This is a genomic window from Ruminococcus sp. B05 (assembly GCF_003628495.1).
In the GTDB taxonomy this organism is placed as follows: Bacteria; Bacillota; Clostridia; order Lachnospirales; family Lachnospiraceae; genus Schaedlerella; species Schaedlerella hominis.
In genome coordinates this window covers 79,706-96,544 of the sequence record NZ_RBZR01000007.1, presented here as the reverse complement: position 1 = coordinate 96,544, position 16,839 = coordinate 79,706, and the positions used below count along the sequence as shown (strand labels likewise).

Genomic DNA, 16,839 nt, shown 5'->3' with positions numbered 1-16,839 from the left:
TATATAAAACGCTTCTTGACTTTACCAAGGTAAATCGATAAAATAAACACTATTAAAAATAGAATCTAGATAGGAAGAAGGAGAGATTATGAATGGAATTATAATGATGGTTATCGCCATTGTTGTATTAGGCGGAGGGTATCTTTTCTATGGAAAGTACCTCGAGAAAAAATGGGGAATTGACCCGAATGCGAAAACTCCTGCGTATGAGATGGAAGATGGAGTAGATTATGTGCCGGCGGATACAAATATTGTGTTTGGTCATCAATTCGCTTCAATTGCAGGTGCAGGTCCGATTAACGGACCAATTCAGGCAGCAATGTTTGGATGGCTTCCAGTACTTTTATGGGTACTGATTGGTGGTGTATTTTTTGGTGCAGTACAGGATTTTGCATCAATGTATGCATCTGTAAAGAATAAAGGACGTACAATTGGTTTTATTATTGAAGAATATATTGGTAAAACAGGAAAGAAACTGTTCTTATTATTCTGTTGGTTATTCTGTATCCTCGTAGTTGCAGCTTTTGCGGATGTAGTTGCAGGAACATTTAACGGATTTGTAGCAGACGAAGCAGGTACTGTAACTAAAATTGCAGCAAATGGTGCAGTAGCAACAACATCCATGCTTTTTATTTTAGAAGCAGTTGCTCTTGGATTTATTTTGAAATATGGTAAATTGAACAAATGGATTAATACAGCAATAGCAATTATTATGCTTGTCGCAGCAGTTGCTCTTGGACTGAATTTCCCAATGTATCTGACAAGAGAGACTTGGCATATTTTGATTTTTATTTACATTTTGATTGCCAGCGTTGCCCCTGTAACAATGTTACTTCAGCCACGTGATTACTTGAATAGTTATTTGTTGATCTTCATGATTCTGGCAGCAATTGTAGGTGTATTTGTAGCAAATCCATCATGTAACCTGAAAGCTTTCACAAGCTTCAATGTAGATGGAAGCTATATGTTCCCAATTTTATTTGTAACAATTGCATGTGGAGCTGTATCTGGATTCCATTCACTGGTATCTTCAGGAACTGCTTCAAAACAGATTAAGAATGAGAGAAATATGCTTCCTGTATCTTATGGTGCTATGTTGATGGAAAGTATGCTGGCCGTAATCGCATTGATTGCAGTTGCATCTTTCGCAGATGGAGAGGCAGCAGCACAGGGACTTACAACGCAGCCACAGATTTTTGCAGGTGCGATTGCAAACTTCCTTGATGTGATTGGATTACCACATAGTCTGGTATTTACATTGATTAACCTTTCTGTATCAGCTTTTGCACTGACATCTCTTGATTCAGTTGCACGTATTGGAAGACTTTCGTTCCAGGAGTTCTTCATCGATGAAGATACAGATATGAAGAATCTTTCACCATTTATGAAAGTGGTAACAAACAAATACTTCTCAACAATTATTACACTGATACTTGCATATTTGCTTGCAAAAGTTGGTTATGCAGAGATTTGGCCATTGTTTGGTTCAGCAAACCAGTTGTTATCAGTACTTGCGTTAATAGCTTGTGCCGTATTTTTGAAAAAGACAAAACGTCAGGGTGCTATGCTTTGGATTCCGATGGTATTTATGATGGCAGTAACATTTACAGCACTTGGAATGACAATCTACAAATTAAGCGGACAGTTTGTTGCAACAGGACTTAGTCTTGGAAACACATTGCAGTTAATCTTCGCAGTATTGCTCTTATTGCTTGGTGTGATTGTAGCAATCCAGGGTATTAAGAAATTGACAGAGAAATAAATTTGGATTTAAAATGCTAGAAAAATAAAATATCGATTTATAGAATCGTTCTAGAGAAATAGGTAATTGACTCCTTAATTTAACTTATATGATTAAGAAGTTCGATTATCTATTTTTTTATCTCAGTCGAGAAGACTCACCATCTGAAAGAGGTGGGAGTCTTCTCGACTGAGATAAACGCTGTGCGAGGATGCGCAGTGATTCTGTAAAGAATGTGTCAGCTTACGCTGACCAGAATCACGCGCCAAGTCTCGTGGCTGCTCGACTTGAAATAGGAAAGTGCTTTCCTAATATATAAAAACGTATCGGAAGTATAAAAAAATTGTGAACATATGCTTTGCTCAACAAAAATATGATACAATAATGATATATAAATATGTTCGTATTGTAATATTTTTGAATGATAATACACAGAAAGGAAATAATCGCATGGCAGGTTTTGTGCAGTTAAAAGACATTACAAAAGTATATAAGATGGGCGAAGTGGAGATACGTGCAGTGGATGGTATCTCATTTGAAATTGAAAAGGGAGAATTTGTAGTAATCGTGGGACCAAGTGGAGCCGGTAAGACAACCGTATTGAATATTCTTGGGGGAATGGATACGGCATCTAGTGGACGGATTTTGGTAGATGGAGCGAATATTACAGGGTATAATGAGCGTCAGCTCACTTCATATCGAAGAGATGATATTGGATTTGTATTTCAGTTTTATAATCTGGTTCCGAATCTGACTGCAAAGGAGAATGTAGAGCTTGCACTTCAGATCTGTAAGGATCCCCTGGATGCAAAGAAGGTATTATGCGAAGTCGGTCTGGGAGACAGACTGGATAATTTTCCGGCTCAGCTTTCCGGCGGAGAACAGCAGAGGGTATCCATTGCAAGAGCACTGGCGAAGAATCCGAAATTATTATTATGCGACGAGCCGACGGGAGCTTTGGATTATAATACAGGTAAGGCAATTTTAAAATTACTGCAGGATATGTGCAGAGAGAAAGGGATGACAGTGATCGTTATTACACATAACTCTGCACTGGCGCCGATGGCAGATCGTCTGATTAAAATTAAAAATGGAAAAGTCTCTTCTATGATAACGAATGAGAATCCAGTTTCAATTGATGAAATCGAATGGTAAAACAATAGAAGATGGAGAACAAGGATGAGTAAAAAAGCACTTAGAAAAGATTTTTATATGGAAATCCGAAAAAGTATGGGACGATTTCTGTCGATTTTCTTTATCGTCGCAATCGGAGTTGCATTTTTCTCAGGAATCCGATCTTCGGAGCCGGATATGCGATTGTCAGGAGATGCATATTTTGATGAGAAAAATCTTATGGATCTGCAAATAATCAGTACACTGGGACTTACCCAGGATGATGTGAATGCCATCCGCCAGGTGAAGGGCATAAAAGATGTAGAAGCTGGATATTCAGTGGATGTACTTTGCAAGTCAGGAGACAGCCAGAAGGTTGTGCATATCATGTCACTGCTTCCAACAATGAATCAGGTTACTGTTGAGGAAGGCAGATTGCCAAAGGATACAAACGAATGTGTTCTGGATATTGATTATTATGAAGCAAATGGATACAAAATCGGGGATGAGATTACATTTTCTTCAGGGACAAAAGATGCGATTACCGATTCATTAAAATGTGACAAATATAAAATTGTTGGAACAGTAAGCAGTCCGACATATGTGTCTTTTGGTCGTGGAAATACGACAATTGGAACAGGAACAATCAATGGATTTGCCTGTGTATTGGAAGACAGCTTTACGATGGATGCATATTCAGAAATTTATGCAACTGTAAAGGGCGCCAAGAAGTTAACAGCATTTACAAAAGAATATGATAATCGTGTAGATGAAGTTGAGAAGCGAATTGAGAAGATTAAAACAGAAAGAGAAGATGCAAGATATGAAGAAGTGTTAGATGAGGCAGAAACAAGAATGCAGCTGATGATGGCACAGACGTATCAGGTATTTATGAATGGTCAGGATGGATTGAAAAGTCTGGACGATGAGATGAGTCAGATTCCGAAGGCTAAATGGTATATTTATGACAGAGAGCATCTGGTAGAATACAGTGGTTATGGAGAAAATGCAGACCGCATGCGGGCTATTGGAAAGGTATTTCCGGTACTGTTCTTTTTGATGGCAGCACTAATCAGTCTGACAACGATGACACGTATGGTAGAAGAACAGCGGACGTTAATCGGAACGATGAAAGCACTGGGCTATTCAAAAGCTTCCATAGCGGGAAAATATATTGGATATGCATCGCTTGCAACAATCCTTGGATGTGTTTTAGGGGCATTGTTTGGAGAAAAAGTATTTCCGTATATTATTATCAAAGCGTATGGAATTATATATGCGCATGTTCCGAATATTGAAGTTCCGTACAATTTATATTATGCCGGAGTTGCATCCGCCGCAGCTGTATTTTGTGTACTTTTTGCAACAGTTATATCCTGTTATAAAGAGCTGCGAGAACAGGCAGCACAATTGATGCGTCCGCCGGCTCCAAAACAGGGAAAGAGGGTTCTGTTAGAAAGAATCCCGTTTATATGGAAGCATTTAAGCTTTACATGGAAATCAACGGTCCGGAATCTGGTTCGTTATAAGAAGAGATTCTTTATGACATTGTTTGGAATCGGAGGCTGTATGGCACTTCTATTGTTTGGATTTGGTCTGCATGATTCGATTGTAAATATCGGAATATTGCAGTACGAGGATCTGCAACTGTTTGATGCCGATCTGATTTTAAATGAAGAAGCGACAGATACCGCAAAGCAAGAGATTACAGACAGTCTGAAAAGTGATGACCGGATCAAACATATTACACAGGCTTTGCAGCAACAAGTAACAATTAAGAAGGATGATACAGAAAAGGAAGTATATCTTACAGTGTTTGAGCCGGGAGAAGAGAATGATTCGCTGTTTGTCTATCAGAATCGTGTGACAAAAGAGCAATATAAATTAACAGATGATGGTGTGATCCTGACAGAAAAAATCGCAGATAAGCTGGGAGTAAAACCAGGTGATTCATTTACAATTGAAAAGTCAGGCGAAGAAGATGTGACAGTGACGGTATCAGCAATATGTGAGAATTATATGCGGCATTATATGTATATGACGTCAGGGCTTTATGAACAGCTGTATGGTAAAGCTGTAAGTTATAATTCCATTTTCTATACAGTCAATAACGGACAGATAGAAGTAGCAGAAGAAATCGGTGAGGAAGCACTGAAAAAAGATGGTGCATTAAGTGTCAGCTATACAAAGGATTTTGAAGCGCAGATAGAGGATATGCTGGGAAGTCTGAATATGGTTATTGTAGTTCTTGTGATTTCAGCGGGATTATTGGCATTTGTTGTATTGTATAATCTGAATAATATCAACATTACAGAACGTAAGCGAGAACTTGCAACTTTGAAAGTGCTGGGATTTTATCCAAAAGAAGTTGCAGAATACGTTTATCGTGAGAATATACTGTTGACAATACTTGGTTCTGTTGTCGGGTGTGGACTTGGGAAAATACTGCATCGTTTTATCATTGAAACAGTGGAGGTGGATTCAGCAATGTTTGGAAGAAATATTGATCTGAGCAGTTATATATTCGGATTTTTGATCACAATTGGTTTTTCAATGTTTGTAAATGGTGTAATGTATTTTAAGTTGAAAAAGATAGATATGGTAGAATCACTCAAGAGTGTTGAGTAAATTCAAAGGAGATAGCGATAATGGAAAAAATGAAGATTCTTGTAGTAGATGATGAAAGCAGAATGAGAAAGCTTGTAAAAGATTTCCTGACAAGAGCAGGTTATCAAGTATTAGAAGCGGGAGATGGTATGGAAGCAATGGATTTATTTTACGAGGATAAAGATATTGCCCTGATCATTCTGGATGTTATGATGCCAAAGATGGACGGATGGCAGGTATGTAGGGAAGTCCGCGAGCATTCAAAAGTTCCGATTATTATGTTGACAGCCCGGTCGGAAGAGCGAGACGAGCTTCAAGGATTTGAACTGGGAGTAGATGAATACATTTCAAAGCCATTTAGTCCGAAAATCCTGGTAGCGAGAGTCGGAGCAATCTTGAGAAGAACAAATGGTACAGACATGTCAGACATTCTTGACGCAGGCGGAATTAAAATCGACAAGGCAGCACACAGTGTTATGATCGATGATAAACCGATAGATTTAAGTTATAAGGAATTTGAGCTTCTAACTTATTTTGTGGAAAATCAGGGGATTGCACTTTCGAGAGAAAAAATATTAAATAATGTTTGGAATTATGATTATTTTGGGGATGCACGTACGATTGATACACATGTTAAGAAACTGAGAAGTAAGCTGGGTGATAAGGGAGAGTATATTAAGACAATCTGGGGAATGGGATATAAATTCGAGGTAGAAGAATGAAATACTCAATTAAACGTCAGATGTTGGCATTGTTCACAGGAGCAGTAGCCCTTGTTATTGTGATGATGTTTATCATCAATTCCAGTTTCATGGAGAGGTTTTTTATACAAAATAAAAAAATCGAGATGGTTGAGCTTTACGAAACCCTAGATAAAACAGCAAAAAAAGGAGATATAGGTTCGGTTGAGATACAGGAAGAACTTCAGAGGCAGTGTGAGAGAAAAAATTGTGCAGTACTTGTGATCAATTCAGGTTCAGATATTACATTTAACACAGAACAGGAAAGGAAGGGGCGTCTGTTTACGCGTTTGATCGGATATATCGTAGGGAAAGATATCGGACAAGTTCTGGAAGAAAGGGATTCCTACAAAATATACAAGGTCCAGGATCAGGAACGAGGAGAAGAATATATGGATATGGTCGGACAGTTGGCTGACGAATCTATTTTTATTATCCGAAGTCCTTATGGAAGTATTTACGATACCGTAAACTCGACGAATAAGTTTCTAATCTGTGGTGGTGGTGTTACAGTATTATGCGGGCTACTCTTTGTATGGTTCTTCTCACAAAAGATCACAAAGCCAATCATGGAGCTTGCTGAACTGTCACAGCGCATGGCAAATCTGGATTTTGATGCAAAGTATACGAGTGGCGGTGAAAATGAAATCGGAATTCTGGGTGGAAACTTTAACCTGATGTCAAAACGTCTGGAAGAAACGATCACAGAATTGAAGCGGGCAAATAATCAATTACAAAAAGATATTGAACAAAAAGAAAAGATTGAAGATATGAGAAATGAATTTCTTGGAAATGTTTCTCATGAATTAAAAACTCCGATTGCATTGATTCAAGGTTATGCGGAAGGATTGCGGGATGGAATTACAGAAGAGCCTGAAAGTATGGAATTCTATTGCGATGTTATTATAGACGAGGCTAACAAGATGAATCAGATGGTAAAAAATCTGTTAACTTTAAATCAATTGGAATTTGGTGATGAAGATTTGGAAATCACACGATTTAATCTTGTAGGGTTGATTCGCGGTGTTCTGGCAAGCTGTGAGATTTTGCTTCAACAGGCAGAAGCAGAAGTCGATTGCGTGACGGAAGAGGAAGTTTATGTTTGGGCAGATGAGTTCAAAACAGAGCAGGTATTTAGAAATTACTTGACAAATGCTATTCATCACGTAGACAATGAGAAGAGAATCGAGATTCGTATCATACCGCAGGGAGATACAGTAAAAGTTACCGTATTTAATAGTGGAAAGCCGATACCGGAGGAAGATATTGCAAAATTATGGGATAAATTCTATAAAGTAGACAAGGCGCATACAAGAGAATATGGTGGAAATGGAATCGGCTTGTCGATTGTGAAAGCAATTATGGAGTCATTCCACCAGCAATATGGTGTGAAGAACTATGATAACGGAGTTGAATTCTGGTTTGAGCTTGATTCGAAAACATCAAAATGTGATAGTAAGGTACAGGGAGAAGAGACATGATAGCGATTATTGATTATGATGCAGGTAATATCAAAAGCGTAGAGAAGGCATTATTGTATCTGGGACAGGAAGTGAAGATCACAAGTGCTCCATCTGAAATTTTAAGCGCAGATAAAGTGATACTTCCGGGAGTCGGTGCATTTGGAGATGCAATGGAGAAGTTGAAAGAACGACATTTGGATGATGTAATTCGTAAAGTCACAGAAAAAGGGACTCCGTTTTTAGGCATTTGTCTTGGACTCCAGCTTTTGTTTGAACGAAGCGATGAAGCCAAGGGCGTGGAAGGACTTGGGATTTTAGAAGGAGAGATTTGTAGAATCCCGGCTTGTGAAGGTTTAAAGATTCCACATATGGGATGGAATTCGCTACATCTTGAACATAATGGTCGTTTATTTAAAAATGTTGATGAACAGGCCTATGTTTATTTCGTTCATTCCTACTATCTGAAAGCGAAAGATGAGAATATTGTTAAGGCATCAACAGAATATGGTGTACACATCCATGCTTCTGTAGAAAAAGGAAATATTTTTGCATGCCAGTTCCATCCGGAAAAGAGCAGTGAGGTTGGATTACAGATACTGAAGAATTTCGTGGAATTGGAGGAAAGATAGATGTTTACAAAAAGAATTATTCCATGTTTGGATGTACATGCAGGCCGAGTTGTAAAAGGTGTTAATTTTGTAGATTTAAAAGATGCCGGAGACCCGGTAGAAATTGCAAAAGCCTACGATCAGGCAGGTGCAGATGAACTTGTGTTTTTGGATATTACAGCATCTTCTGACGGAAGAAATACGGTCGTTGACATGGTGCGTAAAGTTGCAGAGTGTGTATTTATCCCATTTACAGTTGGCGGAGGCATCCGCACAGTAGAGGACTTCAAAGTATTGCTTCGCGAAGGTGCAGATAAGATTTCTATCAACTCATCTGCAATCAACAACCCACAGCTGATTGCAGATGCAGCCGAGAAGTTTGGAAGTCAGTGTGTTGTTGTGGCTATCGATGCAAAGAAAAGAGCAGACGGAAGTGGATGGAATATTTATAAGAATGGCGGAAGAGTCGATGTTGGAATCGATGCTATAGAGTGGGCAAAGAAAGTGGAAGAGCTTGGAGCAGGAGAAATTCTTTTGACCAGTATGGATTGTGACGGAACAAAAGCTGGGTACGATCTGGAACTGACGAGAGCAATTGCAGACAGTGTTTCCATTCCGGTCATTGCATCCGGAGGAGCGGGAACGCTGGAGCATTTTAAAGAAGCTTTGACAGAAGGCGGGGCTGATGCAGCATTGGCAGCATCACTGTTCCATTATAAAGAATTAGAAATAAAAGAAGTAAAGAACTATTTACAGCATGAAGGTGTATCGGTTCGATTATAGGAAAGAGGAAAGTACATGTCGGGAATTAATGGAGACTGGTATGAGGCTCTTAAAGAAGAGTTCAAAAAACCTTATTACAAAAAATTATTTGATACAGTAAATGCAGAATATCACACAAGAAAAATATTTCCACCTGCACAGGATATTTTCAATGCATTTCACCTGACACCATTAAAAGATGTAAAGGTGGTAATTTTGGGACAAGACCCATATCATAATGATGGACAGGCACATGGGCTGAGTTTTTCTGTGCAGAAAGGGGTAGATATTCCACCTTCACTGGTAAATATTTATAAAGAATTACATGACGATCTTGGATGCACAATTCCAAATCATGGGTGTCTGGAAAAATGGGCAAAACAAGGTGTATTGATGTTGAATACAGTGTTGACGGTTCGTGCACATCAGGCTAATTCACATCGTGGAATTGGCTGGGAGGAATTTACGGATGCGGCAATTATGGCATTAAATAACCAGGACAGACCAATTGTGTTTATTCTTTGGGGTGCGCCGGCACAGAGAAAGGAGAAGATGTTGACAAATCCGCAGCATTTGATTCTGAAAGCACCACATCCAAGCCCATTAGCTGCATATAGAGGATTTTTCGGAAGCAGACCATTTAGTCAGACAAATGAATTTTTGAAAGCACATGGGATTGAACCGATTGACTGGCAGATTGATTAGAAAATACAATAAGAAGAAAGAGACTATGCTGTGAGTTGGTATAGTCTCTTTTTTTAAGAAAAAATTAAAGAAAAAATAAACAAAAAAAGAGAACAGATATAGTATAATAATACGTATGCAGAAGGGAGGGCATTTGGTGAAAAAGGTTATAGAAGTAAAAAATTTATATAAATTGTACCGGGTCGGTGATTCGATAGTCCGAGCATTAAATGGTGTGGATTTTGATATTTACGAAGGTGAATTTTGTGCAATCGTCGGAACATCCGGCTCAGGTAAATCAACATTATTAAATATGCTGGCTGGATTAGAGAAGCCGACAAAAGGTGAAGTGATTATTGCCGGACAGCATATAGAAAAATTAAACGAAGATGGTCTGGTCAGTTTCAGACGTGATCATGTCGGATTTATTTTTCAGTCCTTTCATCTTATCAGTACAATGAATGCAGTGGAAAATGTAGCTTTACCACTCAGCTTCAGGGGCGTTCCTAAAAAAGAAAGATTAAAAAAGGCAGATAAGATGTTGGATTTGGTTAATTTGAAAAAACAAAAGAAACATATGCCGAATCAAATGTCTGGAGGACAGCAGCAGAGAGTTGGTGTTGCAAGAGCGTTGGTCGTAGACCCGGAAATTATTTTTGCGGATGAGCCGACAGGAAACCTGGATTCACATACTTCAGAAGAAGTTATGGCATTGATGCAGAATGTAGTCCGTAAACAGAAGAAAACACTGGTTATGGTAACGCATGACAATCATCTTGCGACATATGCTGACCGAGTATTTCATATTATAGATGGAAAAATTGTGAAAATAGAAGATAATCGAAACAAAAATGTGAATAACTTAAGCCAGGATGAAAAAGAAAGTGAAAAAATAAAAGCAGAGATAGCAGGAAAACAATCAGGGGAGGATAACAGATAATGAGACATTGGAAAAAAGCAACAGGGGTGATATTGAGTCTGGCAATGCTGACAGCAATGGCACCAATAAGCTTCGCACAGGATAACAAAGCAGCTTCAAATGTAAATGTGGCAGGAGAAAGTGGAAACGAGAATACGTCAGCCATATCCAGAAGCTCAAGTGAGACACCGATTCCCAAAATTCGTCTGTCGGTAGGCAAAGGACAGTCTACACCAAATTATAATGCAGAGCAAAAGGTAGAATTAACAGTAAAAATAGTAAATGAAGGAAGCTGTGATGCAAATAATGTAAAAATTTCTCCGGTAATCGATAATGCGTCTGATTTCCCTTTCAAAATTGAAAATATGAATGAGGAAAAGACAATTGAACAGATTAAGGCGGGAGAGTCTGCGGAAGCAACATGGAGTTTTTCAGTCAGAGCTGATGTAGAGACAAAATCTTATAAAACACCATTTCAGATTACATACGATGATGGGACAAATATTTACGAAACAAATAAATACATTTATGTGAATACAACGGCAAAGAAAACTGCTGATGCACCAAAAGCTGATCCGACACCGACTCCGGATACAACGCAGAACGTATCCGGCGATGCAGGTCAGGCAATTTATGATGCAGGTGGAATCTCAAACAGTGACCCGATTGCAACAGGAGGTTCAGATAAAAGCCAGAGTGTGCCACGTGTGATCGTGACTGGATTTTCAACGAATCCGGAAAATGTGAATGCCGGAAGTGATTTTAAATTGACAGTACATGTAAAGAACACATCAAAGACAACAGCAGTTTCCAATTTATTGTTTGATATGCAGGCTCCATCGGCCGGAACGGACGCAGCCGCAGAAGCACCTGCATTTCTTCCGTCATCTGGTTCCAGCACGATTTATCTGGAATCTATTCCGGCGGGAGAAACAAGAGATATTTCAATTGATTTGAATGCAAGAGCAGATTTGGTGCAAAAGCCATACAGTATTGCAATGTCCATGAAATACGAGGATGGCAATGCAGTACAGTACGAAGCTTCTTCAAGTCTTGCAATTCCGGTCAAACAGGCTGCAAGATTTGAATTCAGTGATATTGAATTGTCACCGGACAGCATTCAGGTAGGAGAAGAAGCAAATTTAACATGCAATATTTATAATACAGGACGAATCAAGCTTTATAATGTTAAAATCAAATTTTCAGGAGACGGAATCAGCGGGAAAGATGTATTTGTAGGAAATGTTGATTCTGGTGCAACAGGAACAATCGACGGTATGTTAATGGGAGAATCAGAAGTGCCGGCGGGAAGCAAGTGTAAAATGACAATGACATATGAAGATGAATCAGGAAAATCATTTACTGCAGAAAAAGAATTTGAAATGGAAGTTACTCCTGTGATGGATGACGATGATACAACGATGGTAGGAGCAGTGGAGGAAGAAGAAAAAAGCACGCCGATCATCCCAATCGTAGTTGTGGTAATCGTGGCAGCAGTAGTGACAGCAGTGCTTGTTGTTCGTAAAAAGAAGAAAAAACAATTGGCTTTGGAAGAGGAGGATTTAGCAGATGAGGTGGATCGATTTACTGAGGATGAGTAGCAGTAATCTCCGACGAAGAAAACTGCGAAGCATTCTTACGATTCTTGGTGTAGTGATCGGAACCGCTTCAATTGTTGTAATGATTTCTCTTGGTCTTGGGATGCAGCAATCCTTGTATCGTGAGATTGAGCAGTCTGGCGGTATGACTGCAGTGACTGTGACAGGAAAAGATGTGGGCAGTCAGATGTATTATTATTCCGACAGTGGATCAGATCAGGAAGCATCAAAATATGTGACAGATGAAACAATAGAAAAGCTGTCAAAATTAGAGCACGTAAAGAGTGCATCGCCGGTTTTATTAATGAACTTAATTATAATGACAGGAAAATATTACGGTAACATTCAGTTGACAGGGATGACTCCGGAAGCATTAAAAGAGCAAAATATAAGCCTTGTAGAAGGAGGTACATTACCAAAAGCAGACAGTTCGGAATTAGAGCTGGTATTCGGAAACCTTGCAACAGAAAATCTAATGGAAAAGGGAACTGACAAAGGATATTGGGAAACAGGAGTGAGGCCTGATGTCGATGTCATGAAAGCGCAGATGTTTCTTGTATTAGATTCTGATGCGTATTATAATTCACTGAATAATACAGGAGGCGCAGCAATATCAACGGAGAATTCTTCTTCTGCAAGTACAGGAGGAACAACTCCTACAAAGGCTCCTAAAAAATATGTAGTACACGCAAGTGGTCGTGTTACAGGCGATGAAAATACATATAATGCACATTCTTACAATGTATATTGTGATATTACAACCTTAAAAAATATGTTGAAAAAAGAATATGCAGGTCGTGCAATACCGGGACAGCCTACTACAAAAAGCGGAAAACCATACAAATTCTTTGCGTACACAAATGCAATGGTTCAGATAGATGACATTGATAATGTAGATGTTGTAGCATCTGAAATCCAGAATCTGGGCTATAAAGTAACAACAAACGCAGAATATGTAAAAAGCATGCAAAAACAGTTTGCAATGATTCAGGCTGTGCTGGGAGGCATCGGAGCGGTATCCTTATTTGTGGCAGCAATTGGAATTATGAATACAATGATGATGTCAATTTATGAGCGAACAAAAGAGATCGGAGTAATAAAAGTACTCGGATGCAGCTTGAAGAATATAAAGCAAATGTTTTTACTTGAGGCAGCATTTATTGGTTTTATCGGAGGCGTGGTAGGAAATCTGTTGAGTTTTTTGATGTCATTTATTATCAATATACTTACCGGAAACGGAAGTGCAATGGGATTAGATGGAAATATTTCCTATATACCGCCCTGGCTGGTTATTGCTTCCATGGCATTTGCGGTGTTGATAGGAATGGTGGCGGGATATTTTCCGGCACTTAGGGCGATGAAATTAAGTCCGCTGGCGGCGATTAGAAATGAATAGGATTGCGATTTAATTCATTAAGTGGCAATACGTTCCTTACAAAAAATTGATATAAGAATTCTTGCTCAGATTCCATGAGCGGGTAACACATAAGAGCGTAAATTTTTGCTAAAAGCAAATGAATTTGAACTCAAACTTGCTGCTACGCAGCTTCAAACACGTTCGTTCAAATCCATTAACGCAAAAGTTTACGCTCTAAGTGTCACCAGCGCCCATTTCATATTCGCTCGAATTTCTTATATCAATTTTTTTGTAAGTAATGTATTGGCTCATTTTATGAAGTAAATAGAACGCAAAGGATATGGGGAGATATCTGAGATGATGGATTTGGGGGAATTGAAGATGCAAAATTTTGATGAGGTGCATCCGCAAGTTATAGAAAGGGCAGGTTGAGGATGCACATTTTTACTGGAGAGTATCTGCATGTCATAAGAAAATGGGTGATGTAGATGCAAAATTTACAAAGGAAGCATCCTCAAGTTTTAGAAAAAGCAAGATGCAGATGCAATTGCACATGATGGGTAGGATGAAAAGTATCTGCAACAATGAATATCAAGGCAGTGCAGATACAACAATTACAAAAAGAGCATCTGCAACAGCGAATATCAAGCTAGCGCAGATACATCAGTTGTCAAAAAAGCATCTGCGACAGCAAATAAACCCAGGATGTAGATGCATCAGATCCCAGAAAAGTAAATCCATCATCGCTCCACCTATTTCGATCACAGTACACCACAAAGCAAGAAAAAGACCATGCAATCCAGCGAATTGGAGTCGGGCTTGCCCGACGAAGCTGAGCAGGAGTGCATGGTCTTTTTCTTGCTTGGGGCTGTCGTGAACTAAATAGCAACCTACTCCTCAATAATCTGTATTTCAAGATAATCAAAATCAATCGAATCTACAAAATTATCTTGATAAAATCGAGCTTTATCATGTCTTTTAAAATCAGCGATCGTGGAGTCGAGCCAGATTGGTTTGCTTAGATCGAATTCATAACAGATCTCGTCGAGTGCATGAAAAATTTTATGTGTTCGTGTATCATCTGTGTCATCGCAAATAACAGTATCGCGAAGCAGACGGTTGTCTTTAAATTCTTTTCCCCATAAACGGAACATAATGATTTCCTCCTGTTAATTAATATGTGAATATTTTCTGGAAAAATTTGTGTTACAGAATTTCAAAAGTAGTTCAAGTATAGCATTGAAAAAGCAAAATGTCGATGATAGAATATGATGATAACGTAAATAAAATTCATAAGAATTTGTATGAAATGAGTTGAAGGGAATTCGAAGATGAAAAAAACATTGGATCGTATTTTTATTGATGGATTAAGTGGCATGGCACAGGGACTGTTTGCAACGTTGATCATTGGGACGATCATACAACAGATCGGAGCCATGGTGACTGGTAATACGGGGGCGTGGATCGTTCTGATAGGAAAGGTCGCAGCATCGATGACAGGCGCAGGAATCGGTGTTGGCGTCGCAAGAAAATTTGAAGCAAGTCAGCTGGTTGTAGTGTCAGCAGCGACAGCAGGTATGGTAGGTGCATTTGCCGGTAAGATTTTATCGGGAGAGATTTTGCAGAATGGGGCAATCGTGTTAGCGGGACCGGGTGAACCTCTGGGAGCATTTGTTGCTGCTTATCTAGCTGTTGAAGTAGGAATTTTAATTGCGGGAAAGACAAAGCTTGATATATTGATCACACCGCTTGTTACCATCGGTGTCGGTTCGGCGGTAGGAATTTTTGTGGGACCTCCGATCTCAAAATTCATGGCATGGATAGGTTCTCTGATCAATTGGGGGACAGAACAGCAGCCATTAATCATGGGAATTGTGGTTTCTGTATTGATGGGAATGATTTTGACACTTCCGATCAGTTCGGCTGCAATCGGAATTGTATTGAATTTATCAGGTCTGGCAGCTGGTGCGGCAACGATAGGATGCTGCTGTAATATGGTTGGTTTTGCAGTTGCAAGTTTTCGTGAAAATGGGTTTGGAGGTTTATTTGCACAGGGAATCGGAACATCAATGCTACAGGTTCCGAATATTGTGAAACGACCGGTGATTTGGCTTCCGGCAATATTATCCAGTGCAATTTTAGGACCGGTCGGAACCCTGTTTTTGCATATGACAAATAATGCAACCGGGTCTGGAATGGGAACAGCCGGACTGGTGGGGCAGATTATGACCTGGCAGGTTATGACGCAGACAGAAGATGCGATGGTAGTCATGATTAAAATGGTGATGATCCAGATTGTTTTGCCGGCACTTTTGACATTACTTTTTTCTGAGTATATGCGAAAGAAAAAGTGGATTCGTTATGGAGACATGAAACTGGATTTGTAGGCTGGACTGTGCTATACTAAAGTATATATGCTGTTTCTTGAAAATGGACAGAAATAGCAAATGGGGAAAGAAATATATTTATGAAGGAGAACGATGTCGAATGCAGGATGCAATTAAAAATTATGAGGATGTGGATAGTTGGAAAACTGTTATCTTTCTTTACAATGCAGCATTAAAAGAAGTGGGGACAAAGTTAGAGATTCTCAATGATGAGTTCCAGCATGTGCATAAATATAATCCGATTGAACATATCAAGACAAGGGTGAAAACTCCGGAAAGTATCGTAAAGAAGTTGAAACGATATGGCTATGAAACATCGATTGAGAATATGGTAAAGTATATCAATGATATTGCGGGAGTAAGACTGATCTGTTCGTTTACATCTGATATTTACAGATTGGCAGAGATGATAGGTAATCAAAGCGACCTGAAAGTGCTGACAATCAAGGATTATATTAAAAAACCGAAGGAAAGCGGATATAAAAGTTATCATATGCTGGTATCTGTTCCAATCTTTTTATCAGATAGTGTGGTTGATACGAAAGTAGAAATTCAGATTCGAACGATTGCAATGGACTTTTGGGCTAGTCTGGAACATAAGATTTACTACAAATTTGAAGGAATGGCACCGGAATATATAAGCAGGGATTTAAGAGAATGTGCACAGATGGTATCAGAGCTGGACGATAAGATGTTATCGCTCAATGAAGCAATTCAAGCGTGTCTGGAGCAGCAGGAAGAAGTACAAAAGACAGAGAGTGTTGCCAGTGTGGCGGAACATTTATTAGGAAAGAGAGAAATGTAGTCAGGTACATTCGACTTGAAAGTGGAGAGAAGTAACGTAGGCGATTGAAAAGCAG

Annotated in this window: 14 protein-coding genes; 13 read left to right on the top strand and 1 reads right to left on the bottom strand. The window is 39.1% G+C overall.

The annotated features are described in order from the left end of the window. The first annotated feature begins 88 nt into the window (after positions 1-88). The 11 genes from D8Q48_RS07310 (at position 89) to D8Q48_RS07260 (ending at position 13,631) form a co-directional block, all read left to right on the top strand. Positions 89-1,762 (top strand): carbon starvation protein A, encoded by a 1,674-nt coding sequence (locus D8Q48_RS07310; RefSeq protein ID WP_118688602.1) that lies wholly within the window; start codon positions 89-91, stop codon positions 1,760-1,762. 429 nt (positions 1,763-2,191) lie between these two features. Continuing rightward, positions 2,192-2,896, top strand: coding sequence for an ABC transporter ATP-binding protein (locus tag D8Q48_RS07305; RefSeq protein WP_117990502.1), 705 nt, complete (start codon positions 2,192-2,194; stop codon positions 2,894-2,896). 24 nt (positions 2,897-2,920) lie between these two features. Beyond that, positions 2,921-5,482 carry an ABC transporter permease gene (locus tag D8Q48_RS07300; RefSeq protein WP_121056073.1) on the top strand — a complete coding sequence of 854 codons (2,562 nt, stop codon included), beginning with the start codon at positions 2,921-2,923 and terminating at the stop codon, positions 5,480-5,482. 20 nt (positions 5,483-5,502) lie between these two features. Further along, positions 5,503-6,183, top strand: coding sequence for a response regulator transcription factor (locus D8Q48_RS07295; protein ID WP_117990472.1), 681 nt, complete (start codon positions 5,503-5,505; stop codon positions 6,181-6,183). Continuing rightward, entirely contained in the window at positions 6,180-7,682 is a 1,503-nt protein-coding gene (locus D8Q48_RS07290) for a HAMP domain-containing sensor histidine kinase (protein WP_117990469.1), read from the top strand. The genes D8Q48_RS07295 and D8Q48_RS07290 overlap by 4 nt, the downstream gene beginning before the upstream one ends. Further along, the gene (gene hisH, locus D8Q48_RS07285) at positions 7,679-8,293 is read left to right on the top strand and encodes an imidazole glycerol phosphate synthase subunit HisH (RefSeq protein ID WP_117990466.1); all 615 of its coding nucleotides are present in this window, start codon (positions 7,679-7,681) and stop codon (positions 8,291-8,293) included. Before D8Q48_RS07290 ends, hisH begins: the two co-directional genes overlap by 4 nt. Next, complete coding sequence (hisF, locus tag D8Q48_RS07280; protein WP_117990464.1) at positions 8,294-9,055, top strand: imidazole glycerol phosphate synthase subunit HisF; 762 nt, start codon at positions 8,294-8,296, stop codon at positions 9,053-9,055. A 15-nt stretch (positions 9,056-9,070) separates the two neighbouring features. Continuing rightward, complete coding sequence (locus D8Q48_RS07275; RefSeq protein ID WP_117990461.1) at positions 9,071-9,739, top strand: uracil-DNA glycosylase; 669 nt, start codon at positions 9,071-9,073, stop codon at positions 9,737-9,739. A 115-nt stretch (positions 9,740-9,854) separates the two neighbouring features. Next, the gene (locus D8Q48_RS07270) at positions 9,855-10,658 is read left to right on the top strand and encodes an ABC transporter ATP-binding protein (RefSeq protein WP_347562292.1); all 804 of its coding nucleotides are present in this window, start codon (positions 9,855-9,857) and stop codon (positions 10,656-10,658) included. Continuing rightward, positions 10,658-12,238: a CARDB domain-containing protein gene (locus tag D8Q48_RS07265; protein ID WP_121056071.1), complete on the top strand. Its 1,581-nt coding sequence runs from the start codon at positions 10,658-10,660 to the stop codon at positions 12,236-12,238. The genes D8Q48_RS07270 and D8Q48_RS07265 overlap by 1 nt, the downstream gene beginning before the upstream one ends. Then, positions 12,207-13,631, top strand: a complete 1,425-nt coding sequence (locus D8Q48_RS07260; protein ID WP_121056069.1) for an FtsX-like permease family protein — start codon at positions 12,207-12,209, stop codon at positions 13,629-13,631. The genes D8Q48_RS07265 and D8Q48_RS07260 overlap by 32 nt, the downstream gene beginning before the upstream one ends. A gap of 851 nt (positions 13,632-14,482) precedes the next feature. On the opposite strand, the gene D8Q48_RS07250 is transcribed toward D8Q48_RS07260, so the two are convergent. Next, positions 14,483-14,746: a hypothetical protein gene (locus tag D8Q48_RS07250; RefSeq protein ID WP_022075404.1), complete on the bottom strand. Its 264-nt coding sequence runs from the start codon at positions 14,744-14,746 to the stop codon at positions 14,483-14,485. Between the two features lie 177 nt (positions 14,747-14,923). On the opposite strand from D8Q48_RS07250, the gene D8Q48_RS07245 reads away from it, so the two are divergent. Then, positions 14,924-15,979, top strand: coding sequence for a PTS sugar transporter subunit IIC (locus D8Q48_RS07245; RefSeq protein WP_117990414.1), 1,056 nt, complete (start codon positions 14,924-14,926; stop codon positions 15,977-15,979). A gap of 100 nt (positions 15,980-16,079) precedes the next feature. Beyond that, entirely contained in the window at positions 16,080-16,784 is a 705-nt protein-coding gene (locus tag D8Q48_RS07240) for a GTP pyrophosphokinase family protein (protein WP_117990413.1), read from the top strand. Positions 16,785-16,839 lie beyond the last annotated feature (55 nt).